At 72.4% G+C, this 15,244-nt stretch carries 10 protein-coding genes; 7 read left to right on the plus strand and 3 right to left on the minus strand.

Annotated elements, in window-relative coordinates; translation table 11 throughout:
* Window positions 1-128 precede the first annotated feature (128 nt).
* From glgB to ACLQ14_RS13650, 3 genes are read right to left on the minus strand one after another with little or no spacing between them, the layout of a single operon-like run.
* Entirely contained in the window at window positions 129-2,360 is a 2,232-nt protein-coding gene (gene glgB / locus ACLQ14_RS13640) for a 1,4-alpha-glucan branching protein GlgB (protein WP_425813843.1), read from the minus strand.
* A gap of 56 nt (window positions 2,361-2,416) precedes the next feature.
* Entirely contained in the window at window positions 2,417-3,256 is an 840-nt protein-coding gene (locus ACLQ14_RS13645) for a LacI family DNA-binding transcriptional regulator (RefSeq protein WP_425813845.1), read from the minus strand.
* A gap of 20 nt (window positions 3,257-3,276) precedes the next feature.
* The gene (locus ACLQ14_RS13650) at window positions 3,277-5,811 is read right to left on the minus strand and encodes a glycosyl hydrolase 2 galactose-binding domain-containing protein (RefSeq protein WP_425813847.1); all 2,535 of its coding nucleotides are present in this window, start codon (window positions 5,809-5,811) and stop codon (window positions 3,277-3,279) included.
* 152 nt (window positions 5,812-5,963) lie between these two features.
* Between ACLQ14_RS13650 and ACLQ14_RS13655 the strand changes: the two genes are divergently transcribed.
* From ACLQ14_RS13655 to ACLQ14_RS13685, 7 genes are all read left to right on the plus strand, one after another.
* Window positions 5,964-8,255, plus strand: a complete 2,292-nt coding sequence (locus ACLQ14_RS13655; RefSeq protein ID WP_425813849.1) for an alpha-galactosidase — start codon at window positions 5,964-5,966, stop codon at window positions 8,253-8,255.
* A 204-nt stretch (window positions 8,256-8,459) separates the two neighbouring features.
* Window positions 8,460-10,184, plus strand: coding sequence for an ABC transporter substrate-binding protein (locus ACLQ14_RS13660; RefSeq protein ID WP_425813851.1), 1,725 nt, complete (start codon window positions 8,460-8,462; stop codon window positions 10,182-10,184).
* A 31-nt stretch (window positions 10,185-10,215) separates the two neighbouring features.
* Window positions 10,216-11,205, plus strand: coding sequence for an ABC transporter permease (locus ACLQ14_RS13665; protein WP_425813853.1), 990 nt, complete (start codon window positions 10,216-10,218; stop codon window positions 11,203-11,205).
* Window positions 11,206-11,231: 26 nt separating this feature from the next.
* Window positions 11,232-12,209: an ABC transporter permease gene (locus ACLQ14_RS13670; RefSeq protein WP_425813855.1), complete on the plus strand. Its 978-nt coding sequence runs from the start codon at window positions 11,232-11,234 to the stop codon at window positions 12,207-12,209.
* Window positions 12,206-13,168, plus strand: a complete 963-nt coding sequence (locus tag ACLQ14_RS13675; RefSeq protein WP_425813857.1) for an ABC transporter ATP-binding protein — start codon at window positions 12,206-12,208, stop codon at window positions 13,166-13,168. The genes ACLQ14_RS13670 and ACLQ14_RS13675 overlap by 4 nt, the downstream gene beginning before the upstream one ends.
* A complete protein-coding gene (locus ACLQ14_RS13680) occupies window positions 13,165-13,971 on the plus strand; it encodes an ABC transporter ATP-binding protein (protein WP_425813859.1) in 807 nt (268 codons plus the stop codon). The genes ACLQ14_RS13675 and ACLQ14_RS13680 overlap by 4 nt, the downstream gene beginning before the upstream one ends.
* A 31-nt stretch (window positions 13,972-14,002) precedes the next feature.
* Window positions 14,003-15,241 carry an ROK family transcriptional regulator gene (locus tag ACLQ14_RS13685; RefSeq protein ID WP_425813995.1) on the plus strand — a complete coding sequence of 413 codons (1,239 nt, stop codon included), beginning with the start codon at window positions 14,003-14,005 and terminating at the stop codon, window positions 15,239-15,241.
* Window positions 15,242-15,244: the final 3 nt, after the last annotated feature.

Consider the following 15,244-nt stretch of genomic DNA (forward strand, 5'->3'; position numbering starts at 1 on the left):
CAAGGAGCCGGAAGGCCCCCAGGGGCCTGAAGGCGACGCAGTCCGAACCACCTGCCCGGACCTGCCCGCGGACGAAACCACGGCCGCCCGCCCGTCACCGACGGACGCCTGACGTCATCGCCGGCGGGTCACTCCTCGGGGACGAGGAAGAGCGCGCCGAGCGGGGGGAGGCGCACCGACGCGGAGTGCGCGAACCCGTCGACGCCGACGTCCTCCGCCGTCACGGAGCCGAGGTTGCCGACTCCGGAGCCGCCGTACGTCTGCGCGTCGGTGTTGAGCGCCTCCCGCCAGACGCCGCCCCGGGGGAGGGGGAGCCGGTAGCCCTCCTGCGGGACGCCGGAGAAGTTGACCGCCACGACCACCTCCCCGCCGCGACGGTCGCGCCGCACGTACGCGACGACGTCGTGCCCGGCGTCGTCGGCGACGAGCCACTGAAATCCGGCGGGCTCGTGGTCGAGCTCCCAGAGCGCGGGGGTCGCGCGGTAGAACGCGTTGAGGTCGCGGACGGTCTGCAGGACGCCGGCGTGGCCCGGGTCGCCGAGGGTCGCCCAGTCGAGGCTCCTCGCCTCGGACCACTCGTCCCACTGCGCGAGCTCGCAGCCCATGAAGAGGAGCTGCTTGCCGGGGTGGGACCACTGGTAGGCGAGGTAGGCGCGGACGTTCGCGAGCTTCTGCCACAGGTCGCCGGGCATCTTGCGGACGAGCGAACCCTTGCCGTGGACGACCTCGTCGTGGCTGATCGGCAGCACGAACTGCTCGGTGTACGCGTAGACGAGCGAGAAGGTCAGCAGGTTGTGGTGGTAGCGCCGGTTGATGGGCTCCTCCTCCACGTAGCGGAGGGTGTCGTTCATCCAGCCCATGTTCCACTTCAGCCCGAACCCGATGCCGCCGGCGTCGGTCGGCTGGGTGACGCCGGGCCACGCGGTCGACTCCTCGGCGATCATGACGACGCCAGGGGTGCGCCGGTACGCCGTGGCGTTGGCCTCCTGCAGGAACGCGATGGCCTCGAGGTTCTCGCGGCCGCCGTGCACGTTGGGCCGCCACTGGCCGGGCTGGCGCGAGTAGTCGAGGTAGAGCATGGACGCGACGGCGTCGACGCGCAGGCCGTCGACGTGGAACTCCTCGAGCCAGTAGGTCGCGTTCGCGACGAGGAAGTTGCGGACCTCCGTGCGCCCGAAGTTGAACACGTAGGTGCCCCAGTCGAGCTGCTCGCCGCGCAGGGGGTCGGGGTCCTCGTAGAGGGGGGTGCCGTCGAACCGGGCGAGGGCCCACTCGTCGCGCGGGAAGTGCGCGGGCACCCAGTCGAGGATCACGCCGATCCCCGCCTGGTGCAGCCGGTCGACGAGGTAGCGGAAGTCGTCGGGGTGGCCGAAGCGCGACGTCGGCGCGTAGTAGCCGGTGACCTGGTACCCCCACGAGCCCCCGAACGGGTGCTCCGCGACGGGCAGGAGCTCCACGTGCGTGAAGCCCGTGTCGGTCACGTACGCGGTGAGCTCGTCCGCGAGCTGCCGGTAGGTCAGCCCCTGGCGCCACGAGCCGAGGTGGACCTCGTAGACGCTCATGGGCCCGTCGTGCGGGTCGCGGTGGCCGCGGGCCTCGATCCAGTCCGTGTCGCCCCACGCGTACGCCGACTCCACCACGACGCTCGCCGTGGCGGGCGGCACCTGCGTGCCCTTGGCGAGCGGGTCGGCCTTCTGGCGCCACGACCCGTCGGGGGTGAGGAGCTCGAACTTGTAGAGCGCGCCGGCGGAGAGCCCGGGGACGAACAGCTCCCACACGCCGGTCGGCCCGAGCGAGCGCATGGCGTGCCGCCGCCCGTCCCAGGCGTTGAAGTCGCCGACGAGGCGCACCGCCTGCGCGTTCGGCGCCCACACCGCGAACGCCGTGCCCGCGATGTCGCCGTGCACCGAGGGGTACCGGTGCGGGTTGGCGCCGAGGGCCCGCCACAGCTCCTCGTGCCGTCCCTCGCCGATGAGGTGCAGGTCGACCTCGCCGAGCGTCGGCAGGAAGCGGTAGGGGTCGTCCTCGGTGACCTCGACCTCGCCGTACCGGGCGCGGACCCGGTAGTCCGGCGCGTGCCCGTCCGTCGTCGGCACGACGGCGGACCACACGCCCGAGCGTTCGTGCGAGGCCGGGTGCTCGGTGGTGCGCGCGTCGGGGCCCGTGACGAGCAGGGTCACGGCGTCGGCGAGGGGCCGCAGGACCCGCACCGTGGCCCGGTCGCCCGAGCCGTGCAGGTGCGGCCCCAGCACGGCGTGCGGGTCGCGGTGGCGACCCTCGGCGAGGGCGTCGAGGGCGCCGTCGTCGGCGGGGAGCGGCTGGAGCGCTTCGGGGGACGGGTGCGGGTCGGCGCCGGACATGCCCACACCCTCCCACGACGGCACCGGTTGCGCACCGGTCCGGCGGGCGGCGTGGCTCAGGCCGGTGCGGGTCCGGTCGATCCTCGGGCGAGGAAGCGGTGCTCGACGGCCGCGCGGTCGTCGGCGTGCCCGTGCTCGAGCAGCTCGAGCACGACGGCTCCCACGAGGCGGCCGAGCGCGTCGACGTCGAAGCTCATGGCGGAGAGCGGCGGCGTGGCGAGCCGGCACAGGGCGGAGTCGTCCCACGCGAGCACCGACACGTCGCCCGGGACGTCGAGTCCCCGCTCCTTGGCCACGCGCGCGCCCGCGACCGCCATCACGTCGTTGTCGAAGACGAGCGCCGTGGGCCGGGGCTCGCGCGCCAGCAGCTCCGCGGCGGCCGCCGCACCGGTCTCCTCGGTGTAGTCGGCGACGGCCACGACGGGCTCGACGCCCGCCTCGGCGCACGCCTGCGCGAACGCCCCGTCGCGCTCGCGGGTGTGCTCGAGCGCCGCAGGCCCGCTCACCCGGGCGATCCTCCGGTGCCCCAGCGCTACCAGCTCGCGGACCGCCTCGCGCATGGCGGACGCGCCGTCGACGGTCACGCGCGCGACCGGGAGCGGTACGGACGCCGGCGCGAGCGCGGCCGCGGGCAGGCCGAGCGACCGCAGGAGGTCGATCCGCGGATCGTCGGCGACGAGGTTGACGACGACGACGGCAGCGACCGCCTGGTCGGCGGCCCACCGGCGATAGGTCGCCAGCTCGGCCTTCGCGTCGGGCACGACCTGGAGCATGACCGCCCGGTCGACCTCGGCGAGCGCGCCCTCGATGCCACCGAGCAGCTCCATGTAGAAGGGCTCGATGCCGAACAGTCGAGGCGTCCTCGCCAGCACGAGTCCGGCCGGGCGGGTGTCCATGGCCCCAGGATAGGAGGCGGTCATCGCACGCGGGCGACACCCCGGTGAGCGGCGACCACCTCGTTCGCGGTGCGCAGCACCCCGGGGTCGAGGAGCTCGGCCGCGCGGCCCGGCTCAGCGCCGCGCACCCGGAACGTGTGGCGGGTCCCGGCGGGGAGGTCGACGACGCCGTCGTCGACCACGGCGTCCGGGAAGACCCGGTCCACGAGCAGCGTGACGCCGCGCGCCAGACTCGTCGCAGCCACCGTGACCTCGAGGACGTCGCCCACGGTCCGCACGGACGCGACGAGGGGAGCCGGGTCGAGGTCGAGGTCGACGTCCTCGGCGAAGGGATGCACCACCCGCTCGTCCCCGCACTCGAGCACGAGCACCTCGCGCGCCGCGTCCGAGGGCGACGCGAGGTCGGCCCCGAGCGGCACGATCGTCACCGACCGCGGCGCGACGTCCACGGTGACGGCCGCGGAGGCGAGCCGGGACCCGGCGAGCGTCGTGCGCGACCCCTCGAGGGTGCCGGTCCAGGCCGCGTCGGTGTCGTTGACGAGCGCTGCGACGAGGCGGCCGTCGCGCTCGTGGACGGAGACGACCCGGTCAGCGAAGGAGTGCCGGAGCGCGAACCACAGCGGCTTGAGCCGCTCGTCGCCGTCGACCGCCGACCACGACGTCACGGGCCAGCAGTCGTTGAGCTGCCACACGATCGCCCCGGCGGTGCGGGGCCACCACGAGCGGTAGTGGTCGACCGCGTACTGGACGGCGCGCGCCTGGTTGAGCTGGGCCGCCCACGCCCACGTGTCGAACTCCTCGGGCACGCCGAGGTGCGGGGCCATGCCGCTCGAGAGCTTGGCGTTGCCCTCGTCGGCCTTCTGGTGCAGCAGCCAGACGGGGTCGTCCTGACGCCACGCGCCGTCGGCCGGACGCACCGCACGTTCGAGCGTCGCCCACGTCGGCGGGCCCTGGAACCCGAACTCGGAGCAGAAGCGCGGCACGTCGGCCCGGTACGCGGTGTAGTCGACGCGGTTCCAGACCTCCCACTCGTGGTGCGTGCCGTGGTCGGGGTCGTTGGGGTGCCGCTCCCAGGGCGCCGCACCGGGGGAGTACGGGCTGCCCGCGGCGTACGGCCTCGAGGGGTCGAGGTCGTGCACGACGGCCGGGAAGAGCTCGCTGTAGTAGCCCCAGCCCCAGGTGGCGCCGTCGAGCTCCTCCTGCCAGCGCCAGTCCATGAACCCCCAGAGGTTCTCGTTGCCGCCGTTCCACAGCACGAGCGACGGGTGCGGCATGAGCCGGACGACGTTCTCCCGCGCCTCGGCCTCGAACTCGGAGCGGTGCGGCTCCTCTTCGGGGTAGGCGGCGCACGCGAGGAGGAAGTCCTGCCACACGAGCACGCCGCGCTCGTCGCACACGTCGTAGAAGTCGTCGGACTCGTAGATCCCGCCGCCCCACACGCGCAGGAGGTTGAGGTTCGCGCCGAGCGCCTGGTCGACGCGCCTCGCGAGCCGGTCGCGGGTGATCCGGGTGAGCAGGTGGTCGTCGGGGATCCAGTTGGCGCCCTTCGCGAACACGGGCCGCCCGTTGATGACGAACGTGAACGGCGTGCCGTGCTCGTCGGGGGTGGTGTCGACGACGACGGAGCGCAGGCCGATCCGGTGCTCCCACCGGTCGAGGGTCACCTCGCCGTCGGCCAGCACGACCTCGACGCCGTGCAGCGTCGGCTCGCCGTACCCGACCGGCCACCACAGGACGGGGTCGGTGACCTCGAGCGTGAGTGTCGCGGTGACGGCGTGCGGCGCGAGGGTCGCGGTCGCACGGACCGTCCCCGACGCGCCGTCGAGGACGGCGCTGACCGCGAGGGGCCGGTCGTCCGCGGACGCGAGCCCGGACCGCTCGACGTCCACGTGCACGACGACCGTCGCCCAGCGGTGGTCGTCGGCGACCGTGACGACGGGGCGGACGCGCTCGAGCCGCGCGGTGCGCCAGCGCTCGACACGCACGGGCTTCCACAGACCGGCCGTCTCGAGGTCGGGCCCCCAGTCCCAGCCGAACGAGCAGGCCATCTTGCGCACCATGTTGATCGGGTTGGGGTAGGCGGCGGGGCGCGCGCCGATCCGGGCGGCCTCGGCCTCGCCGGCCGCCCGCGCGGGCTCGAGGTCGACGGTCAGCTCGCGCTCGACGCCGTCGGCGAGAGCGCGCACGTCGTACCGGTGGCTACGGTGCATGTTCGCGGTGCGGCCGAGCACGAGGTCGCCCAGCCGGATCTCCGCGACGGTGTCGACGCCCTCGAAGAGCAGGTCGATGCGCTCCTCGTCGTCGGCGGGGGCGAGGGTGAGCGGGGTGCTCAGGCGCCAGGCGGTGTGGCGCATCCAGGCGAGGCGCTCCTCCGCGGCACCGAGGTAGGGGTCCTCGATCAGGCCCGCGTCGAGCAGGATCGTGTGCGAGGTGCCGGGGACCGTGCCGGGCACGCCGTCGGTGAGGAGAGGGGCGGTGAGGGCGTCGGGGACCGGCCCCCGGGTGGCGCGCAGCGTCCAGCCGGTGAGGTCGGTGCGCGCGAGAGTGTCGATCATCGGTGACCAAGGCTTTCTCGGAGGCTTCGCAGGGGGACCGCGGTCGCCACCGTCGACATGACGGCCGCGACCAGGGGCAATGGCAGGATACTTAGATCGGTGAAGAAAGCAACACCGACGGCACCGGTGCCGTCGGCCGGACGGAGGATTCGATGACGAGCACCCCCAGCACGACCGTACGCGCCGAGGTCGGCGCGCACACACCCACCACGGCACCCGATCCCGCGCTCGCGCCGGCCGAGGCGCAGCACGGCAGCCGCGCCGTCCACCTGCGCGCGGGCGGCGTCTCCCTCGTGCTCGCGCTCGACGGCGACCGGCTGCCGCGCATGGCGCACTGGGGATCGGACCTCGGCCCGCTCGACGAGCACGGGCTCGACGCCCTGTGCGACGTCACGCGGCTGCAGCCGATCGGGAACCCCGTCGACGGGGAGATGCTGGTCTCGGTCCTGCCCGAGCAGTCCGCCGGCTGGCCCGGTACCCCGGGCCTCACCGGGAGCCGGCGCGGGGCCGCGTTCTCGAGCCGGTTCGTGGTCGGCGGCGTGCGCCTCGAGCCGGCCCCCGCGGGCTGGGCGCACCGGCTCGTCGTCGACGCGACCGACGACGACGCCGGGCTCGCGCTGCGCCTCGAGGTCGAGCAGGCGGCGTCGGGCGTGGTGCGCCAGCGGGCCACGCTCCGGAGCGCGCCGGGGGAGGCCGGGGCCCCGGGCTACGGGCTCGAGCGGCTCCTCGTCGCGTACGCGGTGCCCGGGCGGGCCGCCGAGATCCTCGACTTCACGGGCCACCACCTGCGCGAGCGCAGCCCGCAGCGCACGGCGTTCGGGCACGGGACGCACCTGCGCGAGAGCAGGCGTGGGCGGACGGGCTACGACGCGGCCTTCGTGCTCGCCGCGGGCACGCCCGGCTTCGGCCACCGGTCGGGCGAGGTGTGGGCCGTCCACACGGCGTGGTCCGGCAACCACGTCACGCTCGCGGAGCGCAGCTACCACGGCGCCGGCCTGGTCGCGGGCGGCGAGCTGCTGCTGCCCGGGGAGGTCGTGCTCGGCACGGGTGACGAGTACGCGGGGCCGTGGGTGTACGGCGCGTACGGCGTCGGGCTCGACGCTGTGTCGGCGCGGTTCCACGCCATGCTGCGCGCGCGGCCGGGTCACCCGGCCACCCCGCGCAAGGTCGTCGCCAACACCTGGGAGGCCGTGTACTTCGACCACGACCTGGGCCGGCTCACGGCCCTCGCGCAGGCCGCGGCCCGCGTGGGTGCCGAGCGGTTCGTGCTCGACGACGGCTGGTTCGGTGGGCGGCGCGACGACCGCCGCGCGCTCGGCGACTGGTACGTCTCGAAGGAGGTCTGGCCGGACGGCCTCGACCCTCTGGTCGAGGTCGTGCACGGGCTCGGCATGGAGCTCGGGCTCTGGGTCGAGCCGGAGATGGTCAACGAAGACTCGGACCTGGCCCGGGCCCACCCGGACTGGATCATGGCGCCGGGCGAGCGGCTGCCGGGCCGGGCGCGGAACCAGCAGGTGCTCGACCTCGGCAACCCCGACGCCTACGCCTGGATCCTCGAGCGGCTCGACGCGCTGCTCACCCGCTACCCGATCGCGTACCTCAAGTGGGACCACAACCGCGACCTCGTGGAGGCCGGGCACCGCTTGACCGGCGTGCCGGGCGTGCACGACCAGACTCTCGCCGTCTACGCCCTGATGGACGAGCTGCGGCGGCGGCACCCCGGCCTGGAGGTCGAGTCGTGCTCGTCGGGCGGCGGGCGGGTCGACCTGGAGATCCTGGCCCGGACCGACCGGATCTGGGTCTCGGACTGCATCGACGCCGTCGAGCGGCAGCAGATCCAGGGCTGGACGAACCTGCTCGTCCCGCTCGAGCTGATGGGCGCGCACGTCGGCGCGCCGGTCGCTCACACGACCGAGCGGACGCTGCCGCTGTCGTTCCGTGGCGCCACGGCTCTGTTCGGCCATCTCGGGATCGAGTGGGACCTGACGGCGGCGTCGGACGACGAGCTCGACGAGCTCGCGAGCTGGGTCGCGACCTACCGCGAGCTGCGGCCGCTGCTGCACACCGGGACGGTCGTGCACGCCGACCTCCAGGATCCGGCGTACGCGCTGCACGGCGTCGTCGCGCCCGACGGGTCGGACGCGGTGTTCGCGTGGGTGGCGACCGCGTCGTCGAGCGCGTACCCGCCGCCCGCCGTCCCGCTCCCGGGCCTCGACCCGGCGGCCACCTACCGGCTGCGCGCGCTGCATCCCGACGCCCCGGTCGACGGCGTCGCGAGCCGCTGGGGGATCGACGTGCCCTGGTGGGGGGCGGCCGGCTCCGAGCGGGCGGGGGAGGGAGTCCTGGTGCCCGGTTCCGTGCTGACGAGCGTCGGCGTGGCGCTGCCCGTGCTGTTCCCGGAACGCTCGGTGCTGGTGCGGGCGACCCGGGTCGACGTGGCCTGACACGGACCCTCTCGACCGTGGCCCGCGCCCCGAGGGCGCGGGTCACGGTCGTATAACGATCGCGCCGACTCTTGCCAGGGATAACTTCGATCAGTTACAAAAGTCCCGACGCCCGAACGAACGCACCGGCAGCTCGACGTGGATGCTGCCGAGTCCGGACGTCCTCAAGAGCCACACGGCAGTGGCCCGAGAACAGGAGACACGATGAAGGTCCTCCGTCCAGGGCGCCGCGCACGGCGCCGCGCCGTCGCACTCGCGGCGATCGCCTGCTCCACCGCACTCGTGCTCGCCGCCTGCTCCTCGGGCGGCTCGTCGACGAACAGCACCAGCGGTGGCGGCGGCGGCAACGCCAAGAACTCGTCCATCACGATCTTCAACGGGTCGACCGGGACGATCACCGAGAACTTCAACCCGTTCATGTCGGGCACCGCCCTGCAGCCGACGCTCGGCGTGATCTACGAGCCGCTCTACTACTACAACCTCGCCACCACCGCGGACCCGCAGCCGATCCTCGCGACGGGCTACAAGTGGAACGACAAGGGCACCGAGCTCACGATCACCACCCGCGAGGGGGTCAAGTGGTCCGACGGCCAGCCCTTCACCGCGAAGGACGTCGCGTTCACCTTCAACCTCATCAACAAGACGCCCGCCCTCAACACGACCGGGCTCGCCGCGACGGCCAAGGCCACGGACGACAAGACCGTCGTGCTGACGTTCAAGGAGAACTCCTTCACCCAGGAGCCGAGCATCCTCGGCAACCAGGCGATCGTGCCCGAGCACATCTGGAAGGACATCAAGGACCCGACCAAGGACGCGAACGTCAAGCCGGTCGGCACGGGGCCGTACCAGCTCAAGTCCTTCTCGCCGCAGAGCTACTCGCTCGAGAAGAACCCGAACTACTGGGAGTCGGGCAAGCCCGAGATCCAGGAGATCCGCTACATCGCGCTCGACAGCGCCGACGCGGCGTCGGCGGCGCTGACGGCCGGCCAGGTCGACTGGATGAGCTCCTACCTCCCCGGCCTCGACCAGCTCCTCAAGGGCCACAAGGAGCTCAGCTACGTCAACACGCCGGCGCTGACGACCTCGATCTTCACGTGCTCGAGCGCCGACCTCGGCTGCAAGGGCCCGCAGACCGACCCGGCGGTGCGCCAGGCGATGTACTACGCGATGGACCGCACGCAGCTCAACAAGCTCGCCGGCGGCGGGTTCGCCGGCGCGGGGTCCCCGACGCTCCTGCTGCCCGACCGCGACAAGGACTGGATCGCGGACCAGGCGAACGTCACGGCGCCGCAGACCGCCGACACGGCGAAGGCGAACGAGCTCCTCGACGCGGCCGGCTGGACCAAGGGCTCCGACGGCATCCGCGAGAAGGACGGCCAGAAGCTCTCGATGACGATCCAGACCGTGACCGGCTGGAGCGACTACATCTCGATCAACGACACGCTCAAGCAGCAGTTCAAGGCCGTGGGCATCGACCTCAAGCCCACCCAGCTCGCCTGGAACGAGTGGAACGCGAACGAGACGCAGGGCAAGTACCAGCTGTCGCTGGACTCGATCGGGCTCGGCGCGTCCAGCAACCCGTACTTCACCTACCAGGGCAAGTACAACTCCGCGAACACCGCCAAGGTCGGCGACTCCGCGTCCGCCGGGAACTTCGCGCGCTACAAGAACGCGACCGTCGACGCGGCCCTCGACGCGGCCGCCGCGACCAACGACGAGACCGCCCAGAAGGCCGAGTACGCCAAGGTCCAGACCGAGATCGTCAAGGACATGCCGTACGTCCCGATCTACATCAACTCCACGCTGACCGAGTTCAACAACACGCGGGCGACGGGCTGGCCGACCAACGACGACAAGTACGCGTTCGCGGCCACGTGGAAGGCCTGGGACAACGGCATCGTCCTGAAGAACCTCAAGCCGGCCAAGTGACCCCGTCGGTGCCGAGGAGCGGAGCGCACGCATGAAGACACTTGCCCGAAGGATCGGGTTCTACGTCATCGCCCTCTGGGCGGCCGTCAGCCTGAACTTCCTGATTCCCCGGCTCATGCCGGGCAACCCGGTGGACATCATGTTGTCGAAGCTGGCGCAGCACGGGCCCGTCACGCCCGCCACGCGCCACTCGATCGAGCTGCTCCTCGGCGCCGACTCCAGCCAGTCGTTGTGGTCCCAGTACGTCGACTACCTCGGCCAGCTCCTGCACGGGGACCTCGGGATCTCGGTGTCCCAGTACCCGACGTCGGTCTCGACGGTGATCGGCCAGACCCTGCCCTGGACGATCGGGCTGATCGGGATCTCGACCGTGATCTCGTTCGTCCTCGGCGTCGGGCTGGGGACCTTCGCGGGCTGGAAGCGCGGCTCGTGGCTGGACAACCTCATCCCCGTCACCACGATGTTCCAGTCGATCCCGTACTTCTGGCTCGCGTTGATCCTGCTGTACCTGTTCGGGAGCGTGTGGATGATCTCGCCGCTCAACGGCGGCTACGACGTGTACACGACGTCACCGGGGCTGAACCCGGCGTTCATCGGCTCGGTGATCTCCCACGGCATCCTGCCCGCAGCGACGATCGTCATCTCCTCGATCGGCGGCTGGATGCTCGGGATGCGCAACATGATGGTCTCGACCCTCGCCGAGGACTACATCGTCACGGCGGAGGCCAAGGGCCTGCGCGCCGGGCGGATCATGCGGACCTACGCCGCGCGCAACGCGGTCCTCCCGTCCGTCGCAGGGTTCGCGATCTCGCTGGGCTTCGTGGTCGCGGGCTCGATCGTCACCGAGGCCGTGTTCTCGTACCCCGGCATCGGCTCGGCGCTCCTCAACGCCGTGAACGCCAACGACTACGCGCTGATGCAGGGGATCTTCCTGGTCATCACGCTCTCGGTCCTCGGGGCGAACCTGCTCGTCGACCTCCTGTACGCCGTCATCGACCCCCGCACCCGCCAGCGCGGCTAGGGCCGTCCCAGAGCAAGGAGGCTCTCATGTCCGTCACCCTCTCCGAGTCCCTCGAGCCGGGCGCCGTCGAGTCGCGCGAGCACCTGCCCGGCCCGAAGCCGAAGCGTCGGCGCGCGCGCCCTCGCCTCACCGCGAAGCTGGTCGCCGGTCTCGTCATCGTGGGCGCCATCGCGCTCTTCGCGATCGTCGGCCCGTTCCTCACCCAGAACCCGTCCGCGATCTCCGACGTCGGCCTGCAGGGGCCCGGCAACGGGCACCTGCTGGGCACCACCCAGACCGGGCAGGACGTGTTCGCGCAGCTCGCGCACGCGTCGCGCGGCTCCCTCACCATCGGCCTCGTCGTGGGCGTCCTCACGGTGATCCTGTCGTCGCTGTTCGGGATCATCGGCGCCTACGCGGGCGGCGCCACCGACGAGGTCTTCAACCTCTTCACCAACATCGCCCTCGTGATCCCGGGCCTGCCGCTCGTCATCATCATCTCGAGCTACGTGCCCAACAAGAGCATCTGGCTCATCGCGGTCGTGCTCGCGATCACCGGGTGGGCCGGGTCCGCCCGCGTCATCCGCGGTTTCACGCTCTCGCTGCGGGGTCGCGACTACGTCCTCGCGTCGAAGGTCGCGGGCGAGCGCACCTGGCGCGTGATCCTCGTCGAGATCTTCCCGAACCTCATCCCGCTGCTCGCGTCGCAGTTCGTGTTCGCGATCATCTTCGCGATCCTCGGTGAGGCCGGGCTGTCGTTCCTCGGCCTGGGCGCGACCAACTCGTTCACCTGGGGCACGATGCTCTACTACGCCCAGAACGGCCTCGCGCTCCGCCTCGGGGCGTGGTGGTGGTTCGTCCCGCCGGGCCTGCTGCTCGCGCTGTTCGGCGCGGCCCTGTCGCTGATCAACTTCTCGATCGACGAGGCCATCAACCCCAAGCTGCGCAGCCAGACCCGCTCCCAGCGCAAGCGCTGGCGCCTGACCGACGAGCAGCTCGAGGAAGTCAAGGAGGACTCGCTGTGAGCGCACCCGCCGTGGCCCGCCCGCGCGGCGCCGCCCCCACCGGACCCGTCGTCCTGACGATCGACGACGTGAGCGTCGACTACCTGGTCGACGAGCCCGTCCACGCCGTCCGGAACGTGTCCCTCGAGCTCGCCCGTGGCGAGGTGCTCGGTCTCGCCGGCGAGTCCGGCTGCGGCAAGAGCACGCTCGCCTACGCGATCACGCGCCTGCTCAAGCCGCCGGCCGTCATCACGTCCGGCAGCATCGAGTTCCACTCCCGCGAGGGCTACGCCCTCGACCTGACGGACCTGCACGGCGAGGACCTGCGCCAGTTCCGCTGGGACAAGGTCGCCATGGTGTTCCAGGGCGCGATGAACTCGCTCAACCCCGTCATCAACGTCCAGGCCCAGCTCGAGGACGTCTTCACGACGCACCGACCGGAGATGAGGAAGGCCGAGCGGCGTCGCCGGGCGGGCGAGCTGCTCGAACGCGTGGGCGTCGACCCGGCCCGGCTCAAGGCGTTCCCCCACGAGCTGTCCGGCGGCATGCGGCAGCGCGTCATGATCGCGATGGCACTCGCGCTCGAGCCGCAGGTCCTCATCATGGACGAGCCGACGACGGCGCTCGACGTGGTCGTCCAGCGCGAGATCCTCGACGAGATCACGCGGCTGCGCGACGAGCTGGGCTTCGCGGTCGTGTTCATCACCCACGACCTACCGCTGCTCCTCGAGATCAGCGACCGGATCGCCGTGATGCGGGAGGGGCGGATCGTCGAGCTCGCGGACGCCCGCACGCTCTACACCCGGCCGCAGCACGAGTACACGCGCACCCTGCTCAGCTCGTTCCCCAGCCTCACCGGGGCCCGCGGGGGCTTCGTGCGCACCGGTCACGACGAGACGGCTGCCGACGCCGCACCCGACACCGAGGACGCGCCGGCGCAGCCGGCCGCAACCGACCACGCCGAGGAGGCGGACGCATGACCACGATCGAGCTGCGCGGCGTCACCAAGGACTACCGCGTCCGCGACGGCATGCGAGGCGCCTCGCTGCGCGCCGTCGACGACGTCAGCCTCGTCCTCGAGCCGGGACGCACCGTCGCGCTCGTCGGGCAGTCCGGCTCGGGCAAGTCGACGATCGCGAAGATGCTGCTCCAGCTCGAGCGGCCGACGTCGGGCCAGATCCTCGTCGACGGCAAGCCCGTCCCGAAGGGCCGCAAGGGCAAGCACGCGTACCGGGGGCAGGTCCAGATGGTCTTCCAGGACCCGTTCGCGTCGCTCAACCCGTACCACTCGATCGGGCACCACATCGCCCGCCCGATCCAGCTCCACCACCCGCGGCTCGGTGGCGACGAGGTCGAGGCGCGCGTCCACGACCTGCTGCACCGGGTCCGGCTCGACCCGCCGGAGATGTTCGCGGCCCGCCGCCCGCACGAGCTGTCGGGCGGGCAGCGGCAGCGCGCCGCCATCGCCCGGGCCCTCGCGCCGTCCCCCGGTATCCTCGTGGCGGACGAACCGGTGTCCATGCTCGACGTCTCCATCCGCCTCGGGGTCCTCAACCTCCTGGGCGACCTGCAGCGCCAGGAGAACCTCGGCGTCCTGTACATCACGCACGACCTGGCGACCGCCCGGCACTTCTCGGACGAGATCCTCGTGATGTACAAGGGGGTCATCGTCGAGCGCGGACCGGCCGACGACGTCATCCTGAACCCACAGCACGAGTACACCCGGTTGCTCGCGGCCGCGGCGCCCAACCCGGAGCGCCGGCTCGCCGAGCTCTCGTCCTGACCGACCGGGAACGAAGGGAGCTCGCGTGCCGATGCCGGCGGGGTCGGTCTCGACCCATGCGAACAGCCGCTCGGTGATCCTCGACGCCGTCCGTGCGGCGGGCACGATCAGCCGGGTGGAGCTCGTCCGGGGGACGGGCCTGACCGGGGCGACGGTCTCGACGGTCGTCCGCCGGCTCATCGACGACGGCCTGGTCACGGAGGTCGGGACCGCGGAGTCCACGGGCGGCAAGCCCCGCACGATGCTGCGGCTCGACCCGACCGCGCGGTACGCCGTCGGGGTGCACCTGGACCACGGCTCCGTCACGTACGTGGTGACCGACCTGGGCGGCGACATCGTCGCCCGCACACGCCGAGCCGGCATCGGCACCGCCGGCCCGGTCGAGGTGGTCGCGCGCATGACGGGTGAGATCGGGGCCGTGATCTCGGCGGCCGGGGTCGAGCGCGGCCGCGTCGTGGGAGTGGGAGTGGGCATGCCCGGCCCGGTCTTCCAGGGCGCCGGCGCGTTCACGCCTCCCACGCTCGCGGACTGGTCCGACTTCCCGCTCGCGCAGGCCCTCGAGCGGTCGATCGGGCTGCCGACGCTCATGGACAACGACGCGACCGCCGGCGCGCTCGGCGAGCACTGGGCCCGTGCGGTGCCCGGGTCCGTCTGCCTCGCCGCCGTGTACATGGGCACGGGGATCGGCGGCGGGGTCGTGGTCGGGGGGATGCCCTACCGCGGCGCGAGCGGCAACACGGTCGAGCTCGGGCACATCTGCGTCGACCTCGACGGACCCGAGTGCTGGTGCGGCAACCGCGGCTGCGTGGAGATCCTCGCGGGTCCCGCGACCGTGGTCGCCCGGGCGCGCGAGCGCGGGCTGCTCGACCCGGCCGGGCCGGGCTCGTCGGTCACGGGCGACTTCGCCGCCGTCGCGCGGCTCGCGCTCCAGGGCGACGACGGCGCCCTCGCGCTCCTCGAGGACTCCGCGCGCTACGTGGCGGTCGCCGCGCACACGGTCGCGACCATCATGGACACCGACCACGTCGTCCTGACCGGGCCGTCGTTCGGGGTCGCCGGCTCCGTGTACCTTCCGGTCGTCCGCCGGGTGCTCGAGACGCGCTACTTCGCCCGGGGGAACCACGCCGTGGGCGTGACGATCTCCCCGCACGCCTACGAGGCGGCCGCGGTGGGTGCTGCGGCGATGGTCCTGCAGTCCGAGCTGGTGCCCCGGCAGTCGAGCGTCGTGCTGCCCGCGTCCGCGCCCGAGCGGGCGGCCGTGCGCCTCTGATCC

Source organism: Luteimicrobium sp. DT211 (assembly GCF_049844995.1).
In the GTDB taxonomy this organism is placed as follows: Bacteria; Actinomycetota; Actinomycetes; order Actinomycetales; family Cellulomonadaceae; genus Luteimicrobium.